We start from the raw sequence: 22,390 nt of genomic DNA, 5'->3' as shown, positions 1-22,390 counted from the left end.
CCTTTAAATCTCTTTTCGGCCTTCCATGGCCTTTGATAGCGTTACTTCATCGGCATAGTCCAGGTCTCCGCCAACCGGCATACCGGATGCGATGCGGGTTACCTTGATCTCCAGCGGGTGCAGCACCCGGGAAATATACATCGCGGTTGCCTCTCCCTCAATGGTGGGATTGGTGGCTACAATGACTTCCTCAACGGCTCGGTCCATCCGGGCAACCAGTTCCTTGATCCGGATGTCCTGAGGACCTCTGCCCTGCATCGGGGAAATGTTGCCATGCAATACATGGTACACGCCGTTGTAATCCCTGATCTTTTCGATGCTCATGATGTCTTTGGGCTGTTCCACGACGCAGATTGTGTGATGATCCCGGCTCGGGTTGGAACAGACGGCACAGGGATCCTTCTCCGTGAAATTACCGCAGACGGAACAGAATTTCAGGGTGCCTCGGGCTTTAATCAGCGCTTCGGCAAACTGAGTGACTTCCTCCTGCGGCAGATTCAGTACATGCAGAGTCAGGCGCTGCGCGGTTTTATAGCCGATTCCGGGGAGCTTGGCAAACTCATCGATGAGTTTCTCAATCGCTGCTGGGTAAAAATCCATGATTAAAACATTCCGGGAATGTTCATGCCTCCGGTCAATTCACTCATCAGATTGGCCGCTTCCTCTTCCGCCTGCTTGATCGCTCCGTTTACTGCCAGAACAATCAGATCCTGCAGCATCTCAATATCATCCGGATCAACCACTGACTGATTCAGGGTCACCGAAACCAGTTCTTTTTTTCCGGTCACAACCGCTTTCACCGCGTTGCCGCCGGCAGATCCTTCATAATTCTTGCTTTCCAGTTCTTTCTGCTTTTCTTCCATCTGCTTCTGTGCTTTTTGCACCTGCTTCAGCAGATTATTCATGTTTCCGCCACCCGGGAAACCACCGCCAAATTTGGCCATTTTTCCATTCCTCCGTTGAACTAATCTTTCTAAATTATAGCATAAGGCTACGGGATAATATCAATGTCCGTCAATTCCTGCTCCCGAATGATCTCCTCCAGGGGCCTTTGGCTGGCGAGGCCGCCTTCGGATTTCACTTTCAAATCCAGCTGGATCTTTTCGCCCAGAATCATGGAAATCGTATCTTCCAGTACAAGCCGAAACTCGTTCTTTTCCAGCCGTTTCTTGTTATGACTGTATTTCTCCGGGAATACCAACGTGATCACTCCATTTTTGACCGAAGCGATCTCCCCTTCGAACAGGGAAGCCCGGATCACCATCTGGCGTTTGGCTCGAAGAGCTTCATCGACTTCATTCCAGGCACTGCGCACAGTCTGCAGAGTCAGCTTGGATTCGGGATTTTCCATAATGGCGGTCCGTTCCGGTTCGCTCTTGGCCGGCTCCGGACGGGGAGTTCTCTGACGCTCGACGGCCGCTTCAGGCTTGGCCCGCGCTGCCGGCGAAGCCAGTCCGGCTTCCAGTCCCTCCTTGAGCTTTTCCTCCAGATGATTCAGGCGGGACAGCAGTGAATCCATGCCGTAGTCCATTTCGCCGTTGCAGATCTTAATCAGGGCGAGCTCCAGGTAGATTCGTCCCTGGGAGCTCCGCTTGCTCTGTTCTTCCGCGGTCTGCAGGATGCGGATGACCTTGATGATTTCCTGATCCCGTATCATCAGCGCCTGCTCCTTGTATCGCTCCAGGTCTTCCTGCGCGGCCTCCACCAGTTCGTCCGGATTATTCCGGATGACTTTGGTGATGAGCATATTGCGGAAGTGTTCCAGTAAGTCTCGGGTTATAAAATACGGGTCTTTGCCACTGTCGGTCATGGTATCCAAAACCATCAGAGCCTTCTCGATGTCTTTTTTCAGGATGACATCGGTCAGTTCAAAGATCCTGGCTTTCCCCATGAGTCCCAGCATACCGATGACGATTCCGTAATCCACTTTCCCATGCCCCATGGAAATGCTCTGATCCAAAATCGACAACGCGTCTCGCATTGCCCCTTCCGATACCCGGGCAATCAGCGCCAGACTTTTATTGTCTGCCAGGATCCCTTTTTCATCGACGATCTGGCGCAGACGCTCTTCGATGTCCGATGCTTTGATGCGCCGAAATTCAAACCGCTGACAGCGGGACAAAATCGTGATCGGAAGCTTCTGCGGATCCGTCGTGGCCAGAATAAATACCGTATTGTCCGGCGGTTCCTCCAGCGTCTTCAGGAACGCGTTGACGGCACCCATCGTCAGCATATGGGCCTCATCCAGGATATAGACTTTGTACTTCCCTTCCTGCGGCGGATACTGCACCTCATCGATGAGATCGCGGATATCATCCACCTTATTATTGGTTGCTGCATCCTGTTCCACAACGTCCAATGACAGGCCGGAATCAATCCGGAGACAGTTCTCACAATGGTTGCAGGGCTCTCCGCCTTCAAGGTTCAGACAGTTTAATGCTTTTGAAAGGATTTTTGCGCAGGTGGTTTTGCCCGTTCCCCGGGTTCCGGAAAACAAATAGGCATGGGCGACCCGCCCGGCGATGATTTCATTTTTCAGAGTCGTAGTGATATGTTCCTGACCGATGACATCTGAAAATACTTTCGGTCTCAGTTCACGATACAGTGCGGTATAGGCCAAATCCAATCCCTCCTTGCTCTTCTTCTATTATACAGGAACTGTTCCCGGCTTATGCTCTTCCTTCCGGAAAATAAAAAAAGCCACTGAAACAGTGACTTTTTTTATATAGGGAACACCGTGCACCCGGCTTCGACCAATACGATTCATTGTCGCCCAGGGTTAGCTCAACCCAGGTTTGCCACGGCACACATAACATTCCGATTTATCGCTGCTACCTTCCGGTCCTGACGAGGTTCACCGGCATATGTTGCGTGGGACCAAGATCTCAACACCACTTCCTGAGTGCAGCATAAATCATACGGCCTCTGCCGGGAATTCGACCCTGCTGTAGCGATCGCAGGTTACAGGGCATCGCTGGTTCCCCATCTAGCACGGTTATGGCGGAGAGGATGGGATTTGAACCCATGATAGAGTTTCCCCTATACACACTTTCCAGGCGTGCTCCTTCGGCCACTCGGACACCTCTCCGTATTTACGTTATCCCAAATGGACAACAAAGAAATTATACTTGAAATCCCGACCCGGTGTCAATGCTTTCTCAAAATTTCTTCCCAGATCCCTGGCATGGTATATCCTCTCCCCCGCCAGAAGTTATCAAGTCCCTACCAATCTCCCATCCTGTCTCTGATCCCCTCAATCCCCGAGAAGTTCATTCTCAGATGTGAGTCCGCTTGCCTGAATCAAAAACCTGTTCCCTGTTCCAGTCCCTATTCGTGTTCCTGTTCTCTGTTCCTGTTCTCTGTTCCTGTTCCCGTTCCCGTTCCCGTTCCCGTTCCCTGTGAGTCCATCATTTCTTTTACTTGAAGTCCTGTGAGATAAGAAAGGAACTTCAGACTGCAGACATCTCTTCTGTCGTCTGAAGTTCTATTGGCATTTCAACCCTGGAGGAAATGGAATCAATCCCCCAGATCGGAATGATCCGTCTCGTCCAGCGTTTCAAATTCCACGTTGATGTAAGATTGAGGAACCTCATATCCCGGCGCGGACAGTGGCTGGTCTGACTTTAAGAGTCGCCAGTTTCGATAATCTTCCAGATCCTGAGTCAGCTGCTTCCACACAAAATTAACGATGAACACATCGTCGATCATTCCAAACCAGGGAATAAAATCCGGAATGGCATCCAGCGGTGAGATCAGATACAGGAAAACACCAACAATGGACAATACGGTTCGAATCGGAAGCCTGCGGTATTCCCCCTTCCGATAGTCATTAAGCATCATCCAGAGAAGCTTCAGGCGATTGGCGATATCCTGCAAGGGACCGCTGCCTTTTCCTTCCATGACTTCTCTGGCATCTTTCAGCATGGACTTGAAACGATCCGGGTTCTTGATGATCTCCTCTGCTTTACCGATCATGTCATTGAATATCTTTATTGACCGGGCTTTACTCACTCGCATATGTTCACCTCACTCGACTGTGATTGCTTCAGTGCCTCAGGCTGATTGGAAATAACGGGCTTCGATCGGGATCTTTGATTTTGAATCCTTGGAGTCAGTTCCACCCTCAGGCGTTCTTATTTCTTATCGTAACGTTCTTTCAGCGCCTTGTACAGAAGTTCTCCTTCCTCATCGGTCAGCGTCACACCTTTTCCCATCTTGCCTTCACCATGGTTCCATTCCCGCAAATCGAGCTTAGGCTGTCTGCCATTCCACGCCACCAGATTTACTTCCTTGGTCCATCCTTTGGCATTTTTTGACAGTACCTGGATGGTTTCGCTGATCTCATAACTGAATTCTTTATCGTCTTTCATGTTTATCACCTCCAGGATAGTATCGTCTCATTCCTAAAAATTAAACAGTATGACCTGGCTTTGCAATCCTTGCAGGATCATAAGTCCGTGGTTTACGGCTAATCCGAAACAGATGTTCAACATCTAAATCAGGGAAGTCAAAGCTGCAACTGACCCAACTGCCGGCAAAAAATCCGTCAACTTCGGGAAGCTACTATCATCGTACTGAACAAAGGTGTCGAAAAGATGAAAGAAATTTGCAGTTTCTTTGAAATTTCCCTTTTTCTTCATTTCTGGCTAATCAAATTTAGCTAAAATGTAGTTACTTATCCAGGAAAGGAGGCGGCTCATGATTCAGTTTATCCGAGAAACCCTAAACTATTTATCCAGTCTTCCGTATCATCTGGATCAACTGTTTTCCCAGGCAGGAATCATCCCCTATCTGATTCTGTGGATTAATCTTTTTTTGGAAACCGGCGGTCTGATCTTCAATTTCCTGCCGGGCAATTCCATTGTACTGGCCAGCTCCGCATTTTCCGCCACCTCCAGGAACGTCCAGATTGAAGTTCTGATCCCGTTGTTTTTATCCGCTACTCTCCTGGGAGATATCACAAGCTTCTATCTGGGCCGGTTTTTCGGCAGGAAATATCAAAAACAGCACCGCTTCCATTTCATCAATCAGGATCACTTTGAGGCGGCCCATGATTACTTTGAGGAAAATGGCCGAAAAACTTTTATTTTCTCCCGTTTCATTCCCATCTTCCGTGGAATCATGCCGTTCGCTGCCGGGTTTACTCAAACCGAGCCATCCCACATCATGCCCTTTCTGACCGCAGGAGTCATATTCTGGAATACAGTATATATATCCGTCGGATACTTCTTTGGAAACCTGCCTGGAATGAAGGATAATTTCAGCCTGCTCATCGGCATGATCATGCTTGTGACCATGATCCCCACCGTGATTCTGGTATCACACGGGTATAAGAAACTAAAAGCTTCCGTTCAAGAAAAACGGCAGAAGCGCGAACCCATCCATGAAACTCCGCCGAATTCCACCGATACGGAAGAATAACAGCCGGAACAGCTGACTTCGAACCGACCGGTTCGCCCACTGCTATGTGCTATAATCAGAAATATGAAAATCACAGGAGGAACATTACTTTGGATCCAGTAGCCTTTCGCTTCTTCGGTATTGACATCATGTGGTATGCCGTACTGATCATGGCCGGTGTCCTTCTAGGACTCCTGGTCGCAAAATTCAATACCACTCGGGCCGACTTGCAGCTCAGCTTCGATGACTTTCTCGATGCGTTCCTGTATGCGTTCCCTTTGGCCATCATCGGCGCCCGACTGTATTACGTCGCCTTCGAATGGTCGAACTATAAAGATCATCTGATTGAAATTCTCAACATCCGCGGAGGCGGCCTGGCCATTCATGGCGGACTGATCGGAGCGGTGGCAGGGGTTATTCTCTACAAAGTGATCAAGAAAAAGCCCACTGCCTATATGCTGTCGCTGGCGGATGCTGCCGCTCCCGGATTGATCCTGGCACAGGCCGTTGGCCGCTGGGGCAACTTCATGAACCAGGAAGCTCACGGCGGACCGGTAACGAAGGAATTCATCCAGCAATTCCCAGCCTTCATTCAAGAGGGCATGTACATTAACGGACAATACTTCCACCCCACCTTCCTGTACGAGTCGACCTGGAACATTCTGATGGGCATTCTGCTGATTGTTTTATTCTGGAAACGGAAGAAACACCATGAAGGAACCATTCTGGCCTGGTACATGATCCTGTACTCCCTGGGACGCTTCTTCATTGAAAGCCTGAGGACAGATTCTCTCTGGGTCGGCGGACTTCGAACCGCTCAGCTCATTTCAGTCATCATGGGCTCCCTCGGAATTTTGTACCTGATCTATCAATACACCCGAAAGCCGAAGGAAATGCCCGCTCCGACAGAGGTCGAAACAGATCCACAGGATGTCAAATAATTTGACGCTCTGCTGGATTTAGTTTAAAATTACTGATGTGTCCGCTCTCATAGTTCAATGGATAGAACAGGCCCCTCCTAAGGGTCAGATACAGGTTCGATCCCTGTTGGGAGTACCAGATCAATCAAAATAAGCTGAAACCGGGTGATTACATCACTATCGCGGTTTCAGCTTATTTTTATCTTTATCTCGTCTGTGATATCAATCGACCATTTTGCTGTTCATCAACCTAAGGTATGAATCGGCAGGCGGAGGCGGTCCAAAGCTTTTCCCACAACTGCTGCCAGAATGGTATTGCTGATCATTGCCGGAACAACCACGCCAATCAAAAGAACCGAAAAAGGTGCTGGCAGTTGAAAAAAGACCTGCGCACTGAAAAGAAATATTGAACCACTGATCAACGTCCCGATGGGGGTAATCAGAACCAGCCGGCTGACCGGCCGAAGGTGCCTGACTTGTTGCAGCAGCAGATAGACCATGGGGGCCGTGATCATTTTATCCACCAGGTTTGGGATCTGTCCAAAGGGAAACGTTGTGGTCAGAGCGGTCAGAAGACCTGCGGCAAGGCCGATCAGGCAGGCGCTCTTCAAATCTTCCATTTGCATCAGCGCCAGAAACATCATTGCCAGAAAGGGATCAGGCTTCATATTGCCCAAGGGAAGCCCTGGCATCATCATATGCAGGAGATACCCCATAGCCAGGAGGAGAGCGGCGGTTACCAGTTTTTTTGTGTTCATCAGAAAATACTCCTTTGTTCGATTATTGGTCCAGTCTGATTCATCATCTTGAGTTTCTGCTGACTTTCAGGTCATCTCCGTTTCCCTCCCTTCGTAGAAAATGAGCATATAAAAAAGAGCTTCATCCCTGAATAGGACGAAGCTCTCTGCTCGCGGTGCCACCTAAATTGGACCCTATGGATCCCACTTTGTCAGATACGGTAAAATATCTTATCCCTTGTATCGGTGGGCATCCGTCAGTTACTACTCTCCTGCGATTTCGGACTGCTTCTATCTGGTCCATTCCTCCGGTCGTCCACTGTCCGTATCCCACCGCCACGGACTCTCTGAAAATAACCTTACTGAAGTACTCTTCCAGTTCAATGAATTGCTTGATTCAATTACCCCTATTATAGCCTCGTGAAATCAAATATTCAAGCAAAAATCCTTCGTAAAAAATAACTTATTTTCAGTCAAGGTGCGGAATCTGGTCATTCGTTCCTTCACCTGTCCCCTTCCCGAGTCCTCCAGAATCCGTTGAGTTGAGGCAAAATAGCGGAGTGAAGCACGTCAGATAAAATGACCTGCCAAATTTTCACGCCGACAACAGATGTTTTGATTATCAAACTAAATTGCTATATAATAGGCACTGAACCATGAAATTAAACATATCAGGAGAATGATCATCATCAAAAAATTAAATGAACTACGAATAGGCGATTTGGTTGCGAAAGTTCCGATTCTTCAGGGAGCCATGGGCATCGGGGTATCCCTGTCCGGTCTGGCTGCCGCGGTGGCCAACGCCGGAGGAATCGGCGTCATTTCCGGAGTCCAGACGGGCTTTCGGGAGCCAGATTTCGTTACCAATAATTTTGAGGCGAACCGACGGTCCATCATTGCCCAGATCCGTAAGGCCAGAGAACTGACGGATGGAATCATCGGCATTAATGTCCTGGCTGCCATGAATAACTACAAGGAACTCGTCATGACGGCAATCAACGAAGGGATCGACCTGGTGGTTACCGGTGCCGGACTCCCCCTGGATCTGCCGGAACTGGTCGCTGGCACCAAGACCAAAATCGCTCCCATTGTCTCATCCGGCAAAGCTGCCGGCCTGATTTCAAAAGTCTATGACAAGAAATTCCAGCGGACAGCCGACCTGTTCATTGTGGAGGGGCCGGAAGCCGGCGGTCATTTAGGCTTTAAGAAAGAAGAAATGGAAAGCGGCAGCTACAAGACGCTGGAGCAGTTAATTCCGGAAGTCATCGAAGCGATCCGCCCCTACGAAGAAAAATACGGCATAAAAATACCTGTCATTGCCGCTGGAGGCATCTTCACCGGTCATGACATCGCCAAATTCCTCAAGCTGGGGGCCAGCGGAGTTCAGATGGCAACCCGCTTTGTCGGCACGGAAGAATGCGACGCCCATCTCAACTTCAAAATGGCATACGTCAATGCCAAAAAAGAGGACATCCGACTGATCAGCAGCCCGGTGGGAATGCCCGGACGTGCCATTCAGAACGACTTTACCCGAACCCTTGACCAAGGCCGGATCCGAGTTCGGCGCTGCTATAAATGCCTGGCTCCCTGCGATCCAAAGACCACACCTTATTGCATTTCCGATGCCCTGATGAGTTCAGTTCAGGGAGAGAACGGCCTGGTGTTTGCCGGCAGCAATGCCTACCGTGTCAATGAAATCGTCAAGGTCCAGGATCTTATCAATGAACTTGTCAGTGAAGCGGAACAGGATCTGGCATCAGACCAGCCGTAATAATCCATCCTGACTCCCCCAATCCTTCCCAATCACCCCTATGATTCGGGAACGGAATGAAAGAGAAGTAATCACCTGATCTGCCCAGTTGGCAGGTCAGGTGATTTTTTATTTATCAATTTTCATGGATGACAGCCCGGTTTCATCCCAAATTCCCATCTGCCCCCTTGCTATGCCCATCATTATTGTAATATGATTTCTATAGGCAATGCTCATGGCTCCCACTGCGCAAGGTTGTGGACCGGTCAACAGGAGGTGATTTGACACTGAACATGCCATTGCCGAATTCCCATCAAAAATCTGGTATATCAAAAGGAGTGAGCAGGATGAATAACACTAAAAAAAGTTACAGTTCAACCGACGTTTTGCTATTCTTACTTTACTCAGCCATTGGTATTTTCATGTTCTTTGTTCCCGTGTTTTTTAACAACACCAGCAGCATTCCCCTGGACCACATAGTCACCGCCATCAAGAAGATTCCCAACTACAATCTGATCTTTGGTCTGATCATGGTCATCGCCGGCGTCGTTTATTCGACCATGAAAAAAAGCTGGGCCAAATCAACCTCCGCCATGATTTTTTATATTCTGAAACTGGTTGCCCTGGTTTTCGCCTTCCTGTTTGTCACAAAAATGGGACCGGCTGCCATTCATGAAAAAAGCATGCTGCCCCTCATCTGGAACAGCATACTGGTATCCGTCGCCACCATCGTTCCCATCGGATCAATTTTCCTGGGATTCATTACTGAGTTCGGTCTGATGGAATTTATCGGCGTCTATATGGAAAAAATCATGCGTCCGATCTGGCGCACTCCGGGCCGCTCGGCCGTTGACGCCGTCGCTTCCTTCGTGGGCAGCTACTCCCTGGCTCTGTTGATCACCAACCGGGTTTATCAGGAAAAACGCTACACAACGAAAGAAGCCGCTATCATCGCCACTGGTTTTTCCACCGTTTCCGCCACTTTTATGATCATCGTGGCCAAGACGCTGGGCATTATGGATCGATGGGTCTTTTACTTCATTTTGACCGCCGTCGTAACCTTTGTGGTCACAGCGATCACTACGCACATTTATCCCCTGTCAAAAAAGCCTGATACTTACATCGATGGCTCACCGGCAGTAAAAGAAGAACAGAAACCCATCACCTTCAGCCGCGCGATGGGCGAAGCTATGGATGTTTTCCATCAATCGCCCAGCGTCGGCAAAGTCATGCTGAACAACTTCATTGACGGCTTTAAAATGGCTCTGAATATTGCCCCGTCACTGCTTGGTGTTGGCATGCTCGGTCTTCTGATCGCCAGATATACTCCGATCTTCGACATCATCGGCTACATTTTCGTTCCCTTTACCTATCTGACCATGACGCCGGAACCCTTCCTGACCGCACAGGCTCTGGCAACCAGCATCGCTGAAATGCTTCTGCCTGCTGCCTTTGTGGTGGAAGCTCCGCTCATGACCCGGATGCTGGTCGCTGTTGTCAGCGTATCCGAAATCCTGTTCTTCTCAGCCTCCATCCCCTGCATGATGGCAACAGACATTCCCCTGACGATGAAGGATTACATCATTCTCTGGGTGGAACGAGTCATTCTCTCCATTCTGGTCACTGCCCCCATCCTGTTGATTCTCCTCTAAAAGGAAGAATGAGAACAGGTTACATGTCAGCAATGACAGACTGCCGCCCCCGGGCTGCAGTCTGTTTTTTTCTGGTCTCAATGAACCCTAAATAACGTTCCAGTCAATGACCGGTTTCCAGTTGCCCTGATGATTTATTCGACCTGATGACCTGACAACCCGTTGAGGAGCCCTCTGGTGCGATTTCAGACTCTGCGGCCTGGTTTATGGGCGAATCCCGACAAGATACCCCACTGCCCGCCAGAAGGCCTGGTATGTGATGACAAAGAGACACATCGCCATTATGATTCCTAATGTAAATTGAAGTTTGATTTTCATATTCATCGCAGGGGACATTGAATCTCGCCCTGCTGTCCCTCCTTTTCCTTTGTTTGTTGGTTTGATTCAAGTATAGGAACTTGTCGGGACAAAAATCGAACATATTTTCTCGTAAACACACGTTCGGAAAAATATTTAAAAAAATATTCTGAGGCTCTGCAAACTACAGAACCTCAGAATATGAGTCGAATCTGTTGGTGATGAATTTCTGCCTCTGACCCGTTTAGGGGACCAGGGAGAAATCATAGCCCCTCCCCCGCATGTCATCGATGAACTCCGGCAGAAGCTCTGAATTCGTCTTGAATGGGTGAAGCAGAACGACGTCGCCAGAGCTGATGAATTTATAGAGCTTTTCCTTTGCGGTCTCGATACTGGGCTGGTTGTTTTCATCGTAATCGGCATAGGCCGCTCCCCAGAAGATAATGTCATAGCCCATATCTTCCAGAATGGCCATTCCGCGCTTGCTGAATACGCCCTCCGGCGCGCGGTAGAGATGACTGGTGCGACCGGTGGCTTCCTGATAGGCAGCCTCCCACTTTTCCGTATTCTCGACCAGTGGGTCCTCACTGGTTTCCGCTAACTTCACCATGTTGATGTGCTTGGTGGAATGATTGCCGACTTTATGGCCTTCATCAAGCATCCGCCGGACTTTTCCGGGATTTTCTTTGATATACTCCGTCGTGACGAAGAAGGTTACTTTGACACCCTTATCCCGCAGGGTATCCAGTATGACATTGGTATAGCCCATCTCGTATCCCAGATCCATGGTCAGATAGAGTTTGCCGGAACTGTAATTCCAGTGTCCGGAAAAGTCTGTCACCCAGCTGGTGGGATAGCCGTAGCTCCACTCATATCGTTTATTGGAAATATCGGCATACGCTCCGGTGGATCCGGAAGTCGTGGTTTTCGTTGATGTCGTGGTGGCGGGTTTGGTCGCAGGCTTGGTGACCGGCTTGGTCGCCGGTTTGGTGGCCGGCTTGGTGACCGGCTTGGTGGCAGGCTTGGTCGCCGGGATTGTCGCAGGTATTGTGACAGGTACTGTCGTCGGCTGTGTTTCGATAGCCGTGGTCACCGGCGAAGTTTCCGGGAGGGTCTGGCTGGACTTTGTACCAGGCTTGGTGGCAGCTGTGGTGGAAGCGGATCCTCCGGTAGTAACTCCGGGCTGTGTTTCTGCCGGCCGGCTGGTTGGCAGATTTATATTGCATCCGGCCAGAATCATAGCACTCAGGCCAAGGGAAATCAGACCAGTCATTTGATAAGCTCGTTTTCTCATATAGTCACCCTACCTTTCGATGATTACTACTATATCAAAAAAAGGGCGATTTGTAGTTACAAAAAAAGAAAGTCAGCGAAGCGATGGTATGAACATCACATTCGCTGACTGCTTGTCTAAAAAGAATGCAGACCGCAGTCTGCATTCTTTTGGGATATTAACAGATGGAAGACTCGGCTGCCAGGAATCCGGCTTTCGCCAGAAGTCCGGTGGATTCAGCCACTTTATCTTCAGGAACCAGCAGAACAGGTCCGGTGCAGCCCATTCCGGATTCGGCATAGATGCCGCCGGCCCAGACAACCTTCACTGCGTCTTCAAGTTCCATAATGTCGATGCCGGAGATGCTTCCGGTTACCGGCACTTTATTGGGCGCCTTGATTTCAGCAGCTTCCTTCTTCTCCGCTTTCTTGTCATCCTTCTTAACCAGGCTCAGCCAGTTCATGGCGTTGAGCTTCTTGAATTCTGCCTCAGCGAGCTTGTTGATGCCGCCGTGAACCACATCATAGCCATACTTGATGGCATTGGCGATTACCGGGGTACCGGATGCTCTGGACAGAATCAGGACATTGCGGTCGTAGCCTTCGCCGATTCCCGGGCCATAGGCTGAACCGGTTGTCTCGTATTTTCCACCGGAGGTGAAGGAAGAGAACAACTTGATCAGCAGATTGCCGGTCAGGGTATCGGTTACGACAACATCAACCGCGCCCATCAGCAGGTCATTGCCCCGCAGAACGGCTCCGCCGTCGGCGCGCTCGGATTCACCGAACTCAATGTCATAGCCCTTGGCTTTGAGGTTTTTCAGAACGATTTCCACCGCTCTGGCACCATCCACGTTGAGAATACCAACTTTTGGCTTCTCTACGCCGGCAGCCTTGGCTGCGATGATGCCATAGATGGCGTTCTTGACCATGCCTTCTACCCGGTGGGCAGAGGAGGTTCCGGTCGTGGTTGCGATATAGACTTCACGTCCGTTGGCAGGTGCTACGACTTTTCCAACGGTGGAAACACCGATGGGGAAGTTGTAGTGCATGGTGACGCAGGCTTCGATGTTCTTGGAGTCCAGCGCCTCTTCCATGACTTTGTACTGCTCATCTTCGTTGTTGGCTTCCAGTGTTTCCAGCCCGGTATCATTCTTGGGTCCGATCAGAACCACATCGATCTGCGGGAACTGCTTCTTCGCCAGGAGAGCGCCCTGAAGCAGAGCCTTCTCGCCGTGCTCAGAACCTAAGGTGGTCAGACCGATCCGGTGACCTCCCAGACTCTTGCCTTTTTCCAGGGCGTCCGCTATTTCAAGGAACGTCTTGGAGATTAATTTTCTCTCATCCATATGTTTTAAACCTCTTCGGACAGGCTTTCTGCCAGCTTTCTCATGGCGTCTGCAATGAGGCTCTTGACCTTGGATTCATCCATGGAGGATCCGGTTTCGGCAGGAGCTGCCCCTTCATTCTTTTCCATGATGAAGGAAACACCATCAAACAGGTTGGTCATGCGGCCGAGGAACAGAGATCCCTTACCAATAACCATTACCTTGTTCAGGTTGCCTTCTTTCAGTTCGTCGATGGCGTATCCAATGATCGGCACACCGGACGGAATGTGTCCCTGAGTCGGTGCAAAACCGGGAACACCATGCTTCACGATAAAGTCATTGAGGAAGGATTTCTCCATCTCGCCGCGCTTTACGCCAAGGGCTCCGATCATTTTGTAGTTGGCGGTCGGAACATCTCCAGCGCCGGCCGGCTTGGTGATATCCGGATTCTGCATTTCTGCGGAATACTTGTCGATGTCGGTGATCTTCAGACCAGCCTTATCCAGAGCGTTGGTTACCAGGGAGGTAATAACAGCCTGGGGGGAGGATCCGGTGCCTACGGTGTGGCGTCCGGTAGCGGTCAGGTTGACAACGGGGGAAACTCCGTCATCCTGGCTGACCAGAACGGCGAATCCGCCGAGAACGTCTTCCAGAACCGGGAGACCCTTCTTGACATGATCCTTGGCATTCATTCCAAGCTTTGCGGTAGCTCCGCCGGCAACAACGAGAACGTTGGTGTAGGTTCCGGAAGCAACCAGGGCGGCAGCGTGGATCAGGGAATGAGTCGGAGCTGCACAGAATCCTCTGGTGTCGGATCCGGTGGCGTTGACCATTCCGGCTTTTTCAGCGATGGCTTTGGCGAAGTTGCCGCCGCCTCTCTGGTTCATGTCGCCGCAGGCTTCTTCGGAGCACTCGATGACATATTCTACGTCTTCAGGATTCAGGCCGCTCTTGAGGAACAGCTCGCGGGCAGCGATGATTCCGGAAGCCTTCACGACGAGGTTCTCAAAAATGATATGTGCAGTCAGGTTGCTGTCAATGTCGTGTGCACGCTTGATGACACCAATGACTTTGCCTTCATGGATCAGCGGTTCGCCGTGGTCGGCAACCATCTTGTCGATGTCGGCCTGATCTGCGCCGTCCTTCAGGTCAGCCAGGTCAGTTGCATTATATAATGGGCTTTGTTCCATTTTTTTCTTCACATCAGCCGTGAATTCCCTGTTGAGGAATACCAGGTCAAATGCATCGGATACTTTCATCATGGCGATGAATTCATCCTGAGGAACAATCGAACCGTATTTTCCTTCTCTTGTACCTTCCACCGGAGTGTTGCACCAGGGTTCTGCCAGGTCGCGCAGTGCCTCCGGCTTCATGTTCCCGATGTATACCTGGTTGGGGGCATAGTTGATTACATCTTCATAGGATCTGATTCTGGATTCCACGGTTTTGAGGAATTCGGAATCAGGGCTTGTAACTTTTTCGGTCAGAACCGTCGTGCCGTTGTGCACGATCATATCAGGTGTATGGACAAGGATATAGCTTGCGCTTTTCAATACAGGTCTCATTAAGTTACCTCCAAGTTAGTCGGTTGACTAAAAATTATAATATTTGATTATTTATACAATTCTTTTTGAAATCGTGGCTGCACGAAGAGATCGTGCAGCCATGGTTTCAATCACCAGCTGCTTAATGAGGCCGCCAGTATATGTGGAATTAGTCTTCGAATACAGTCTGCTCGGTAACTTCAGTCTCGAGAGCCTTGAGAGCCTTCTCGACCAGCTTGCGCCGCAGCGCCTTTTCAGCTTCCGGAGTCAGGGCCGGGTTTCCAAGCGGATGCGGGATCGCAACCGTCGGGATAATCCGGTTAGCACCAACCGTCAGGGAGATCGGAACGACCGTACACATGTGAACGACCGGGATGCCAGCTCTTTCAATTTCTTTAACCATTGTTGCACCGCAACGTGTACAGGTGCCTCACGTACTGGTCAGGATAACTGCGTCCACTCCGTCTGCTTTCAGTTTCTGGCTGAATTCAGCGGCAAAAGCCTTGGAGGAAGCAACGGCTGTTCCGTTTCCAACGGTGGTGTAGAAGTATTTGTAGAGCTCGCCGATCTTGCCTTCCTTTTCCAGGTCGCGCAGAACGTCAACCGGCAGTACGCGGTCTGGAACGTCATTGGCGTAGGTCGGGTCGTATCCGCCGTGAGCGGTTTCCCATTCACCCTTCTTCAGGCTGTCAAATCCGGTGATGTCATACTCGCCGTACTTGGAAGCGGAGGATGATTCGATGTGATCCGGGTTGCCAAAAGGAACGGTTCCGCCGGAGGTAACCAGAGCGATCTTCGCCTTGGTGATGTCCTTAACGGCCGGATTGGGATCAACGCGGTCGAATTCAGGCATCGGATATTCGGTAACGAACTCTTCGCCCTTCATCTTCTTAATCAGCATGTCAACGGCCCGCTTGGAACCTCTTTCAGAAACAAACTGATTGACACGGACTCCCTTGGAGAAGAATCCATCGGCTTCCGGGTGCAGTTCTGCGCCGGAAACATACTTCTTTGCGAACTCTACAACTGCGGGAAGAGCTTTTCTCATACCGGCAGCGGAGTCAGAAGTCTTAACGATGTATACCTTCTTGCGGAATACGTCAACACCCGGGTTTTCTTCGTACATGGCGGCAAAGGCTTTCACCTTGAGCTTCGCTTCGACATCGGATGCAACGGTGGCAGAAGCCATACCATAACGTCCGGCATTGAAGGAAGGTCCGCAGATCACGAGATCCGGATTGAATGAGTTGATCATGTTCAGCACTTCTTCTCTGGCTGTATCAAGATTTTCATTGAAGTAGGAGTCTCCGCAGACAACTGCGCCGGCTACTTCATAATCTTCGCCTAACAGCTTGGACAGCTGCTGGGTTACAGGGGGGAGATTTTCCAGAATCTGAGGTGCAACGTCTGCTTTATCTTCTCCACCGATGCCGGCAAAGAACTGGTTCAGATAGTGTACTACTTTGAGTTTACTCATGTTCGTACAATTCCTCCTTATTCGTATTTCGATTTAAATTAGTCTTGGAACTTGGTGTACTGTTCGCGGATGCCCTTCATTTCAGCAATGATCTCGTCTACTTCGAGAACCATTTCCATCATGCCGATCTGTTCTTCATAAACATCAGCATTGACTTCATCCTTGAATTCAGGTTCAACACAATGGTAAACTCTCAGCCCAAGGCTAACTCCAGCCAGGGGGCCTGCAAATGTGGGGTCACCAGCTGTAACTGTTTCCGCTGCCAGACCGGCAGCTTCGGCTTCTGATGCACCAATGAGAACCACGACATTCTCGGGACCGAATTTTTCGGTTGCTTCGAGAACTCTCTTCTGGTTTTCAAGGTCCATAGCGCCTGCAGCTGTTCAGACGAAACACTCAGTTGACGCAAAGACAACTTCGCAGTCAATATCTTTTAAACACTCGGTGATAGCTGGTGCCGGAACACCGTCTCTATCTCCGATTACGATGATTTTCTTACCATCATAACGGCTCATAAATATTTCTCCTTCGATTTGATTTATTTTGGTCGATGATTGGGACAAGTCCCGTTTGGTTTGAATAAGGGGAATTACTTGGTTCTTGCGGTCAGTTTGTTGTATCCGACTTCAGAAGTAGCACCGGTGATGAACTGAATCTCACCTTCAATGGTTCCGTCTCCTCTGAGGGATTCATTGTGTCCGCCGGCGATGGTATTGACGAAGTTGATGTGTCCGATGACACGGTCAAGTTTCGGCAGAACGATCGGCTGGTTGGCGTTTCCGCCGGTGACGCAGGCATTCGCGATCGGATCAGCATCGGCCAGAGACTGGGAAGCTCCGTCCTGCCCGGCATATTCGTCGGTGACGATGACGGTCTTGATGCCCTTCTTCTCGATTTTCTTGCAGTTCATGATGAGGTCAGCGTCCGGGTTGCCGAAGCCTTCTTCAGAAATGATGACTGCATCAACGCCGAGCCATTCAACGAGCTTGGCGACCATGTTGGAATGTCTTTCCTTGTCAGCCAGATAAACGTTCTCGTTGGTGATGACAACTCCCATGAAGTTGTAGTCTTTTCCATGTCTTTCATAAAGATCGTGGATGATGGGGTTGTTCATGTGAACATAGGTGGGGTTCTTGTCGCAGGCTGATACGCAGTTTCCGGACACGATGGCTCCATCCATGACTTCGGTCGGATAAATGAAGGTCGGGATGATCTTCTTGGCATCTACGCCGTAGACGTAGGTGTCATGCAGCAGGCCCTGGGTCTGAAGCATGTAGACATAAGCAACCTTCGGGAGTTCCGGATACTGAGCGGCCTGTTCGAAGATCGGCTTGGTCTCGTATACGTTGACTTCATCGGGCTCGATGTTGCGGCCGGCTTCAGCAAGATATCTTGCGGCACGGTAGCCGAGCAGACGAACTGCCTCTTCATGGTCATGCTGAAGGAGTCCTTCGATGGGTTCTGCGACAACAACCAGGTTCAGGGTCTTGGAGAACGGGGTGTAGTCCGCTCCGATTCCGGTCATATCGATGATTCCTTCCTGGAATCCGACGATCTTACCGGTGGTAACAACAGCTGCCCCTTTCAGGACATGAGTGCGGCCTTCTCCGACCTGATCAACCTTGGAAAGGAATCCCGGGAAAATGCCACCGTTTCCGGCAACTTTTACTCTGGGCTCGATCACGTCCTTGACAGGAGTGATGCGGATGCTTTCGCCTGGTTTGGCGATGTCGAGGTCAACGGAGGCAATTTTGTCGTCGGTGTTGATTTCCTTGATCATCTCATCCTTGTTGATGTAGAGAACGGAATTTTCCACCTTAGTCGTGTCTGCGAACTGGATATCCTTAATCAGGATGTTTCCGATTTCTAGACGCATAGTTTATCCCCTTTCTTTTCTTTATTTGCAGCTTTTATTAAGCTTGGGCTGCATACTTTTTGATCATATTTTCGATGTTTTCGATGGTTGCGTCATCTTTGGTCAGTTCTTCAATCTTCTCACCGTCGCGGTAGATCGCTAAAGTGGGCAGACCGAGTACTTTCTGACCGATGGCAACGCGTCTGGCTTTGGTGGTATCCATGTTGGTGAACTTCATGGTTCCTGCATACTTTTCAGCCAGTTTTTCAACATCCGGCATAAGAGCTTTGCAGGGTTCACAGGATTGGCTCCAAAAATCGACGAAAACTAATCCCTTTGCTTCGAGTACTTCCGGCTGGAAGGTATCTTTGTCCAGTGCTAGCATTTCTCATCCTCCTTTAATAATAGGTGTGTTAATGGTAACAAAGTGTTGTGAATAACACGCAAACTTCGGGGGAACCTTACGGTTCCGATGATGGGTGAAGCATTCGGCACAGTGCCGCTGCTCCTACTCCATGTGTTCGATGTATTTTTCGGCCTGTACGGCAGCGATGGCTCCGTCAGCGGTAGCCGTGACAACCTGACGAAGACTCTTCACTCTGGCATCACCGGCGGCGTAAACGCCAGGCACGTTGGTTTCCATGTTGTCGTTGGTCTTGAGGTATCCACCCTCCATGTCCAGCGTTCCTGCGAACATTTCAGCCTGGGGCAGGTATCCGGTGAATACAAAGCAGCCGAAGGTTCCGTCTTCTTCATCCGCTTCGACTTCAGAGATTTCTCCGGTCTTGACGTTCTTGAAGACGATCTTTTCAAGGATTCCGTCGCCCTTCAGCTCTTCCACCACGGTGTTCCAGAGGAAACCGATTTTGTCGTTGCTGAATGCCTTTTCCTGAATGGATTTAGCAGCTCTGAGCTCTTCCCTGCGATGAACGATGGTCACCTTGCGGGCAAACTTGGTCAGGTACATGGCTTCTTCTACCGCTGTATCGCCTCCGCCGATGACATAGACTTCCAAATCCTGGAAGAAGTCAGCGTCGCAGGTTGCGCAGTAGGAAACGCCCTTGCCGGTCAGTTCCTTTTCGCCCGGGCAGCCGATTTTTCTCGGGTTCGCTCCGGTGGCCACGATGACGGCCTTGCCTTCGTATGTATTATGTTTTCCTTTAAGGATCTTGGTGGTTCCGGAAAAATCAAAACCGGTGATATCGTCGAACACTTTTTCTGCTCCGAACTCATCGCACTGTTCCAGCATTCTGGCGATCAGGCTTGGTCCGGTGGCTTCGTGCACGGATCCGGGATAGTTGGCCACTTCGTCGGTGATGACGATCTGTCCGCCCATCTTCTGTTTTTCAATGATCAGGGTCTTCATTCTGGCTCTGGCGCCGTACAATCCAGCGGCCAGACCTGCAGGTCCCCCACCGATAATGATGAGGTCATAAACAACTGACATACTCTACCTACCTTCTTAATGCATTTTTTATCAGATCAAAGTCAACCACCATGAAATCTTCTCTTACCTGTTCCGTCCACTGTGGCATGGCTTTGTTCTTCTCAAATTTAATATAGGTCGCTATGGCCTGTTCAATGAGCCAGAGGGAGTCGATGTCGTGCAGCGAATCCTTTCCAATGGCGACCGACTTATACGGAGTCTCGTTGGGCTTGACGCTTCCGGAGAGCGGGTGCGTCAGCAATACCTGCCCCAGATGAATTTCATCTCTGGCCCGTTTCAGAACATCCATGTAGCCAAGGACATCCAGATACTCCAGTTCAATGTCATCCTGGCCCACAAAGAAATCACGGACCATCGGATTATTTGTAATAAGTTTCATTGGGTACTCCTGTCTTCTCCGGAAATAAGCCCGGATTCATTCAAAATGTGCGCAAAAATAGAATAAGGGGAAACACTGCCGTGTTTCCCCAGTTAAATCAAGGTTCTGTCCAGCAGGAATATTGGTACCTGAGAATTTCATCCATTGATCTTGGCAGATCACGACTTGTCCCTTCGGTGTCCCTGATCTTTCAAGGGATACTCTCTTCCAGCTTTCTTCCAGAAATATTTGGTTTTTTACCGCATGCCGGTGAAGCCACCGTACGGGGTTCATTTATGGGATGGAACGTCTAAAATCTCGCCCCCATAAATTACCATGCTTATAATACCACACTTTGACTTTTTTTTGATAATCTTTTTCGAAGAATTCCAACTCAAATTTGAAGTTTCACAAAGTATTGATTTTATCATCGCGAATCTGTTCTTTTGGCAAAAAATACTTGGATTGCTAAAAATCTATAAGATTGCGGCTGGAATTTTTACAAGAACCAAAAGATTCCTGTGTTTCAGGTAGATAATTTGTTCTGACCTGCAAAAAAATTCATCAAATCAAAGTCTGGCAATGCGCCTGCATGCAATTCATCTTCCGGAACTGGAGTCATTCGTTTGTTTGTTTCAAAGTATTGACTAACAGGAAATTCTGGTTTACAATCACAAAGCATGGGGGTGGATGAGTTCTGGTGTGCTCTCTGGTCTTCAAAACCTGTATGAGGGGTTAGGAGCCTCTCGGGTGGGTTCGATTCCCACACACTCCCGCCAGTTTAAATGAACAGCTGCAGCTGATCGGTCAAAAACCGTCAGACTGCGGCTTTTTTATTTGATTCTGACCGGATCTGTTTCAATTCCATCGCAAATAAATAGTACAAACTAATTATAGCACGTTTACACCGTTTTATCCTGATCATGTTGTGAATTTAGCAAGGATTTAGGCCATTGTTCCACACTCAAAATCCCGTTTTATTATCAAATCATATATTTCAAACAACCACCATCAGATGGCCAAATCACTTGCATGCAATTAAATTGCGACAGCCAGAATCAAGGAATGGCATAATTCAAGCTCTTCCACCGATTCAGTGTTTGGAATCAGCCAATACAGCCATTTCCTGAAGCCAGCACCCATTTTGTGAACCTGCCCTTGATCAATTCAGGTTCCATGATCAGTTTTACCTCGAAATCGATCCATCGGAACGTCAGGGAAAAAGCCCTCATGGATTCAACCCGATTCCAGCTGGGCAGGAGGAGCTGATTCGCTTTGCCCGGGATCCTAATATCAGAGTTAATTGGGACAGCACAGCTGCACGGCAGATGACACACTTGTCCCCTGCTGGGAGAGGAATATTGACAGAATAATATCGTGATTTTTGATAACGTTTAGATAATCGATCCGAGAAATATCCAAATAATTCGCCCGTTTTTTTGATGAAAGAAGACCTCCATTCAGCCTTAAGGCAAGCGCACGCTGGATGTTTTATCATATGACTAATCCGCAATCCTTTCATTGCACTGGACACTGGACTTCGGACACTGGACTTCGAACAATGGAGGCCTAAATCCAGACATTGGAAGCTGGACACTGGCTCCGGACACCGGACACTGATTTACTTTGAAAGAAATGCCGAATGGATGATCTGAACGGAATACTGAAGTACCCCTTTCACCTCAAGTTCGAATAAGATACGGTCTGACTGAGACATGGAAACACTCCTTTGCAATGTGGTATAGCAACTGATTGCACAGCGAGTCGTTTGTCTTATGCACACTACAGTGGAAATTAGAAGAAGATGACAGCTTATGAAAGTACCTTCCGACCTAGTAATTTCAATGCTTTTAGGACTTGAATTCTGAAAGACCTTGAAAAATCAGTAGTTCGAATCAATGCAGATTTTGACTGTTTTTTTGGAAAAAGGAGAGAATTAGGAGAGAACAAGAGAGATTTAGGAGAGAACAAAGGGCAAGCCCCTGGAAGGGGACAATCAATCTAACGCGCATGATTTTGCTATTCTTTCGAGCCAATTGGTCAAAGAATTCCCCCGGGTGTTAAATCATTCTTCCAAACTGACCACGGTTGTCCGACCGGGCACAGCTCTGGAAGACTCCTTCACCACGTTTAATTACTCCCTGCAAGGGGCTGCCTACGGTCTGGAGGGCCTGGATGGTCTGAAAACCCCAATTCCCGGAAATAGTATAGTCTACACCCTTGGTTTGATCTCCCAATTGGGTGACATAGATGTTGGATTTCCCTCGAATTAAGTCACAGAGCCGATTTCATACGAGATGACTCTGTGACTTAATTTATTTTTATCTTGCTTATTACCCCTCTGTAGACTACA

20 protein-coding genes, 3 tRNA genes, 1 other RNA gene, 1 riboswitch and 1 other annotated feature are annotated in these 22,390 nt (G+C 49.2%); of the genes, 7 read left to right on the top strand and 17 right to left on the bottom strand.

The features are described 5' to 3' along the window. Positions 1-3 precede the first annotated feature (3 nt). From recR to NQU17_13750, 7 genes are all read right to left on the bottom strand, one after another. Positions 4-600 carry a recombination mediator RecR gene (gene recR / locus NQU17_13780; GenBank protein ID UUM11687.1) on the bottom strand — a complete coding sequence of 199 codons (597 nt, stop codon included), beginning with the start codon at positions 598-600 and terminating at the stop codon, positions 4-6. 2 nt (positions 601-602) lie between these two features. Then, positions 603-944, bottom strand: a complete 342-nt coding sequence (locus NQU17_13775) for a YbaB/EbfC family nucleoid-associated protein (protein ID UUM11686.1) — start codon at positions 942-944, stop codon at positions 603-605. Positions 945-991: 47 nt separating this feature from the next. Next, positions 992-2,620 (bottom strand): DNA polymerase III subunit gamma/tau, encoded by a 1,629-nt coding sequence (gene dnaX, locus NQU17_13770; GenBank protein ID UUM11685.1) that lies wholly within the window; start codon positions 2,618-2,620, stop codon positions 992-994. Between the two features lie 115 nt (positions 2,621-2,735). Then, positions 2,736-2,995: signal recognition particle sRNA large type (gene ffs / locus NQU17_13765), an RNA gene on the bottom strand. Positions 2,996-2,998: 3 nt separating this feature from the next. Then, positions 2,999-3,088: transfer RNA gene (locus NQU17_13760), tRNA-Ser, on the bottom strand. Between the two features lie 428 nt (positions 3,089-3,516). Next, positions 3,517-4,017 carry a YkvA family protein gene (locus tag NQU17_13755; GenBank protein UUM11684.1) on the bottom strand — a complete coding sequence of 167 codons (501 nt, stop codon included), beginning with the start codon at positions 4,015-4,017 and terminating at the stop codon, positions 3,517-3,519. Between the two features lie 116 nt (positions 4,018-4,133). Next, the gene (locus NQU17_13750; GenBank protein ID UUM11683.1) at positions 4,134-4,370 is read right to left on the bottom strand and encodes a PC4/YdbC family ssDNA-binding protein; all 237 of its coding nucleotides are present in this window, start codon (positions 4,368-4,370) and stop codon (positions 4,134-4,136) included. 328 nt (positions 4,371-4,698) lie between these two features. Between NQU17_13750 and NQU17_13745 the strand changes: the two genes are divergently transcribed. From NQU17_13745 to NQU17_13735, 3 genes are all read left to right on the top strand, one after another. Beyond that, positions 4,699-5,421, top strand: coding sequence for a VTT domain-containing protein (locus NQU17_13745; GenBank protein ID UUM11682.1), 723 nt, complete (start codon positions 4,699-4,701; stop codon positions 5,419-5,421). A gap of 89 nt (positions 5,422-5,510) precedes the next feature. After that, positions 5,511-6,341: a prolipoprotein diacylglyceryl transferase gene (gene lgt / locus NQU17_13740; protein ID UUM11681.1), complete on the top strand. Its 831-nt coding sequence runs from the start codon at positions 5,511-5,513 to the stop codon at positions 6,339-6,341. 43 nt (positions 6,342-6,384) lie between these two features. Continuing rightward, positions 6,385-6,459 (top strand) — tRNA-Arg (locus NQU17_13735). Between the two features lie 106 nt (positions 6,460-6,565). On the opposite strand, the gene NQU17_13730 is transcribed toward NQU17_13735, so the two are convergent. Next, the gene (locus NQU17_13730) at positions 6,566-7,078 is read right to left on the bottom strand and encodes a tryptophan transporter (protein ID UUM11680.1); all 513 of its coding nucleotides are present in this window, start codon (positions 7,076-7,078) and stop codon (positions 6,566-6,568) included. A 129-nt stretch (positions 7,079-7,207) separates the two neighbouring features. Next, positions 7,208-7,450, bottom strand: a binding site (T-box leader). A gap of 286 nt (positions 7,451-7,736) precedes the next feature. Here NQU17_13730 and NQU17_13725 point away from each other — a divergent pair. After that, on the top strand, positions 7,737-8,828 hold the full coding sequence (locus NQU17_13725) for a nitronate monooxygenase (protein ID UUM11679.1): 1,092 nt from the start codon (positions 7,737-7,739) through the stop codon (positions 8,826-8,828). Between the two features lie 416 nt (positions 8,829-9,244). Next, positions 9,245-10,459 (top strand): YjiH family protein, encoded by a 1,215-nt coding sequence (locus NQU17_13720; protein ID UUM11678.1) that lies wholly within the window; start codon positions 9,245-9,247, stop codon positions 10,457-10,459. Positions 10,460-11,000: 541 nt separating this feature from the next. On the opposite strand, the gene NQU17_13715 is transcribed toward NQU17_13720, so the two are convergent. From NQU17_13715 to NQU17_13675, 9 genes are all read right to left on the bottom strand, one after another. Next, positions 11,001-12,050 carry a polysaccharide deacetylase family protein gene (locus NQU17_13715; protein ID UUM11677.1) on the bottom strand — a complete coding sequence of 350 codons (1,050 nt, stop codon included), beginning with the start codon at positions 12,048-12,050 and terminating at the stop codon, positions 11,001-11,003. Positions 12,051-12,207: 157 nt separating this feature from the next. Continuing rightward, the gene (gene grdD / locus NQU17_13710) at positions 12,208-13,377 is read right to left on the bottom strand and encodes a glycine/sarcosine/betaine reductase complex component C subunit alpha (GenBank protein ID UUM11676.1); all 1,170 of its coding nucleotides are present in this window, start codon (positions 13,375-13,377) and stop codon (positions 12,208-12,210) included. 5 nt (positions 13,378-13,382) lie between these two features. Next, positions 13,383-14,921: a glycine/sarcosine/betaine reductase complex component C subunit beta gene (gene grdC, locus NQU17_13705; GenBank protein ID UUM11675.1), complete on the bottom strand. Its 1,539-nt coding sequence runs from the start codon at positions 14,919-14,921 to the stop codon at positions 13,383-13,385. A 148-nt stretch (positions 14,922-15,069) separates the two neighbouring features. Beyond that, a complete protein-coding gene (gene grdB, locus NQU17_13700; protein UUM11674.1) occupies positions 15,070-16,377 on the bottom strand; it encodes a glycine reductase complex selenoprotein B in 1,308 nt (435 codons plus the stop codon). Between the two features lie 38 nt (positions 16,378-16,415). Then, positions 16,416-16,892 (bottom strand): glycine/sarcosine/betaine reductase complex selenoprotein A, encoded by a 477-nt coding sequence (gene grdA / locus NQU17_13695; GenBank protein UUM11673.1) that lies wholly within the window; start codon positions 16,890-16,892, stop codon positions 16,416-16,418. Positions 16,893-16,966: 74 nt separating this feature from the next. Then, the gene (locus NQU17_13690) at positions 16,967-18,253 is read right to left on the bottom strand and encodes a glycine/sarcosine/betaine reductase component B subunit (protein ID UUM11672.1); all 1,287 of its coding nucleotides are present in this window, start codon (positions 18,251-18,253) and stop codon (positions 16,967-16,969) included. A 37-nt stretch (positions 18,254-18,290) separates the two neighbouring features. Next, positions 18,291-18,617, bottom strand: a complete 327-nt coding sequence (locus tag NQU17_13685) for a thioredoxin family protein (protein ID UUM11671.1) — start codon at positions 18,615-18,617, stop codon at positions 18,291-18,293. A gap of 123 nt (positions 18,618-18,740) precedes the next feature. Beyond that, on the bottom strand, positions 18,741-19,679 hold the full coding sequence (trxB, locus tag NQU17_13680) for a thioredoxin-disulfide reductase (GenBank protein ID UUM11670.1): 939 nt from the start codon (positions 19,677-19,679) through the stop codon (positions 18,741-18,743). A 7-nt stretch (positions 19,680-19,686) separates the two neighbouring features. Continuing rightward, positions 19,687-20,058, bottom strand: coding sequence for a GrdX family protein (locus NQU17_13675; protein UUM11669.1), 372 nt, complete (start codon positions 20,056-20,058; stop codon positions 19,687-19,689). Positions 20,059-20,164: 106 nt separating this feature from the next. Next, positions 20,165-20,276: riboswitch (glycine riboswitch) on the bottom strand. Between the two features lie 443 nt (positions 20,277-20,719). On the opposite strand from NQU17_13675, the gene NQU17_13670 reads away from it, so the two are divergent. Continuing rightward, positions 20,720-20,816, top strand: a tRNA-Sec gene (locus NQU17_13670). Between the two features lie 1,257 nt (positions 20,817-22,073). Then, positions 22,074-22,310: a hypothetical protein gene (locus NQU17_13665; GenBank protein ID UUM11668.1), complete on the top strand. Its 237-nt coding sequence runs from the start codon at positions 22,074-22,076 to the stop codon at positions 22,308-22,310. Positions 22,311-22,390: the final 80 nt, after the last annotated feature.

Source organism: Clostridiaceae bacterium HFYG-1003 (genome assembly GCA_024579835.1).
Taxonomy (GTDB): Bacteria; Bacillota; Clostridia; order Clostridiales; family Clostridiaceae; genus JG1575.
This window is presented reverse-complemented; position numbering and strand designations above follow the sequence as displayed.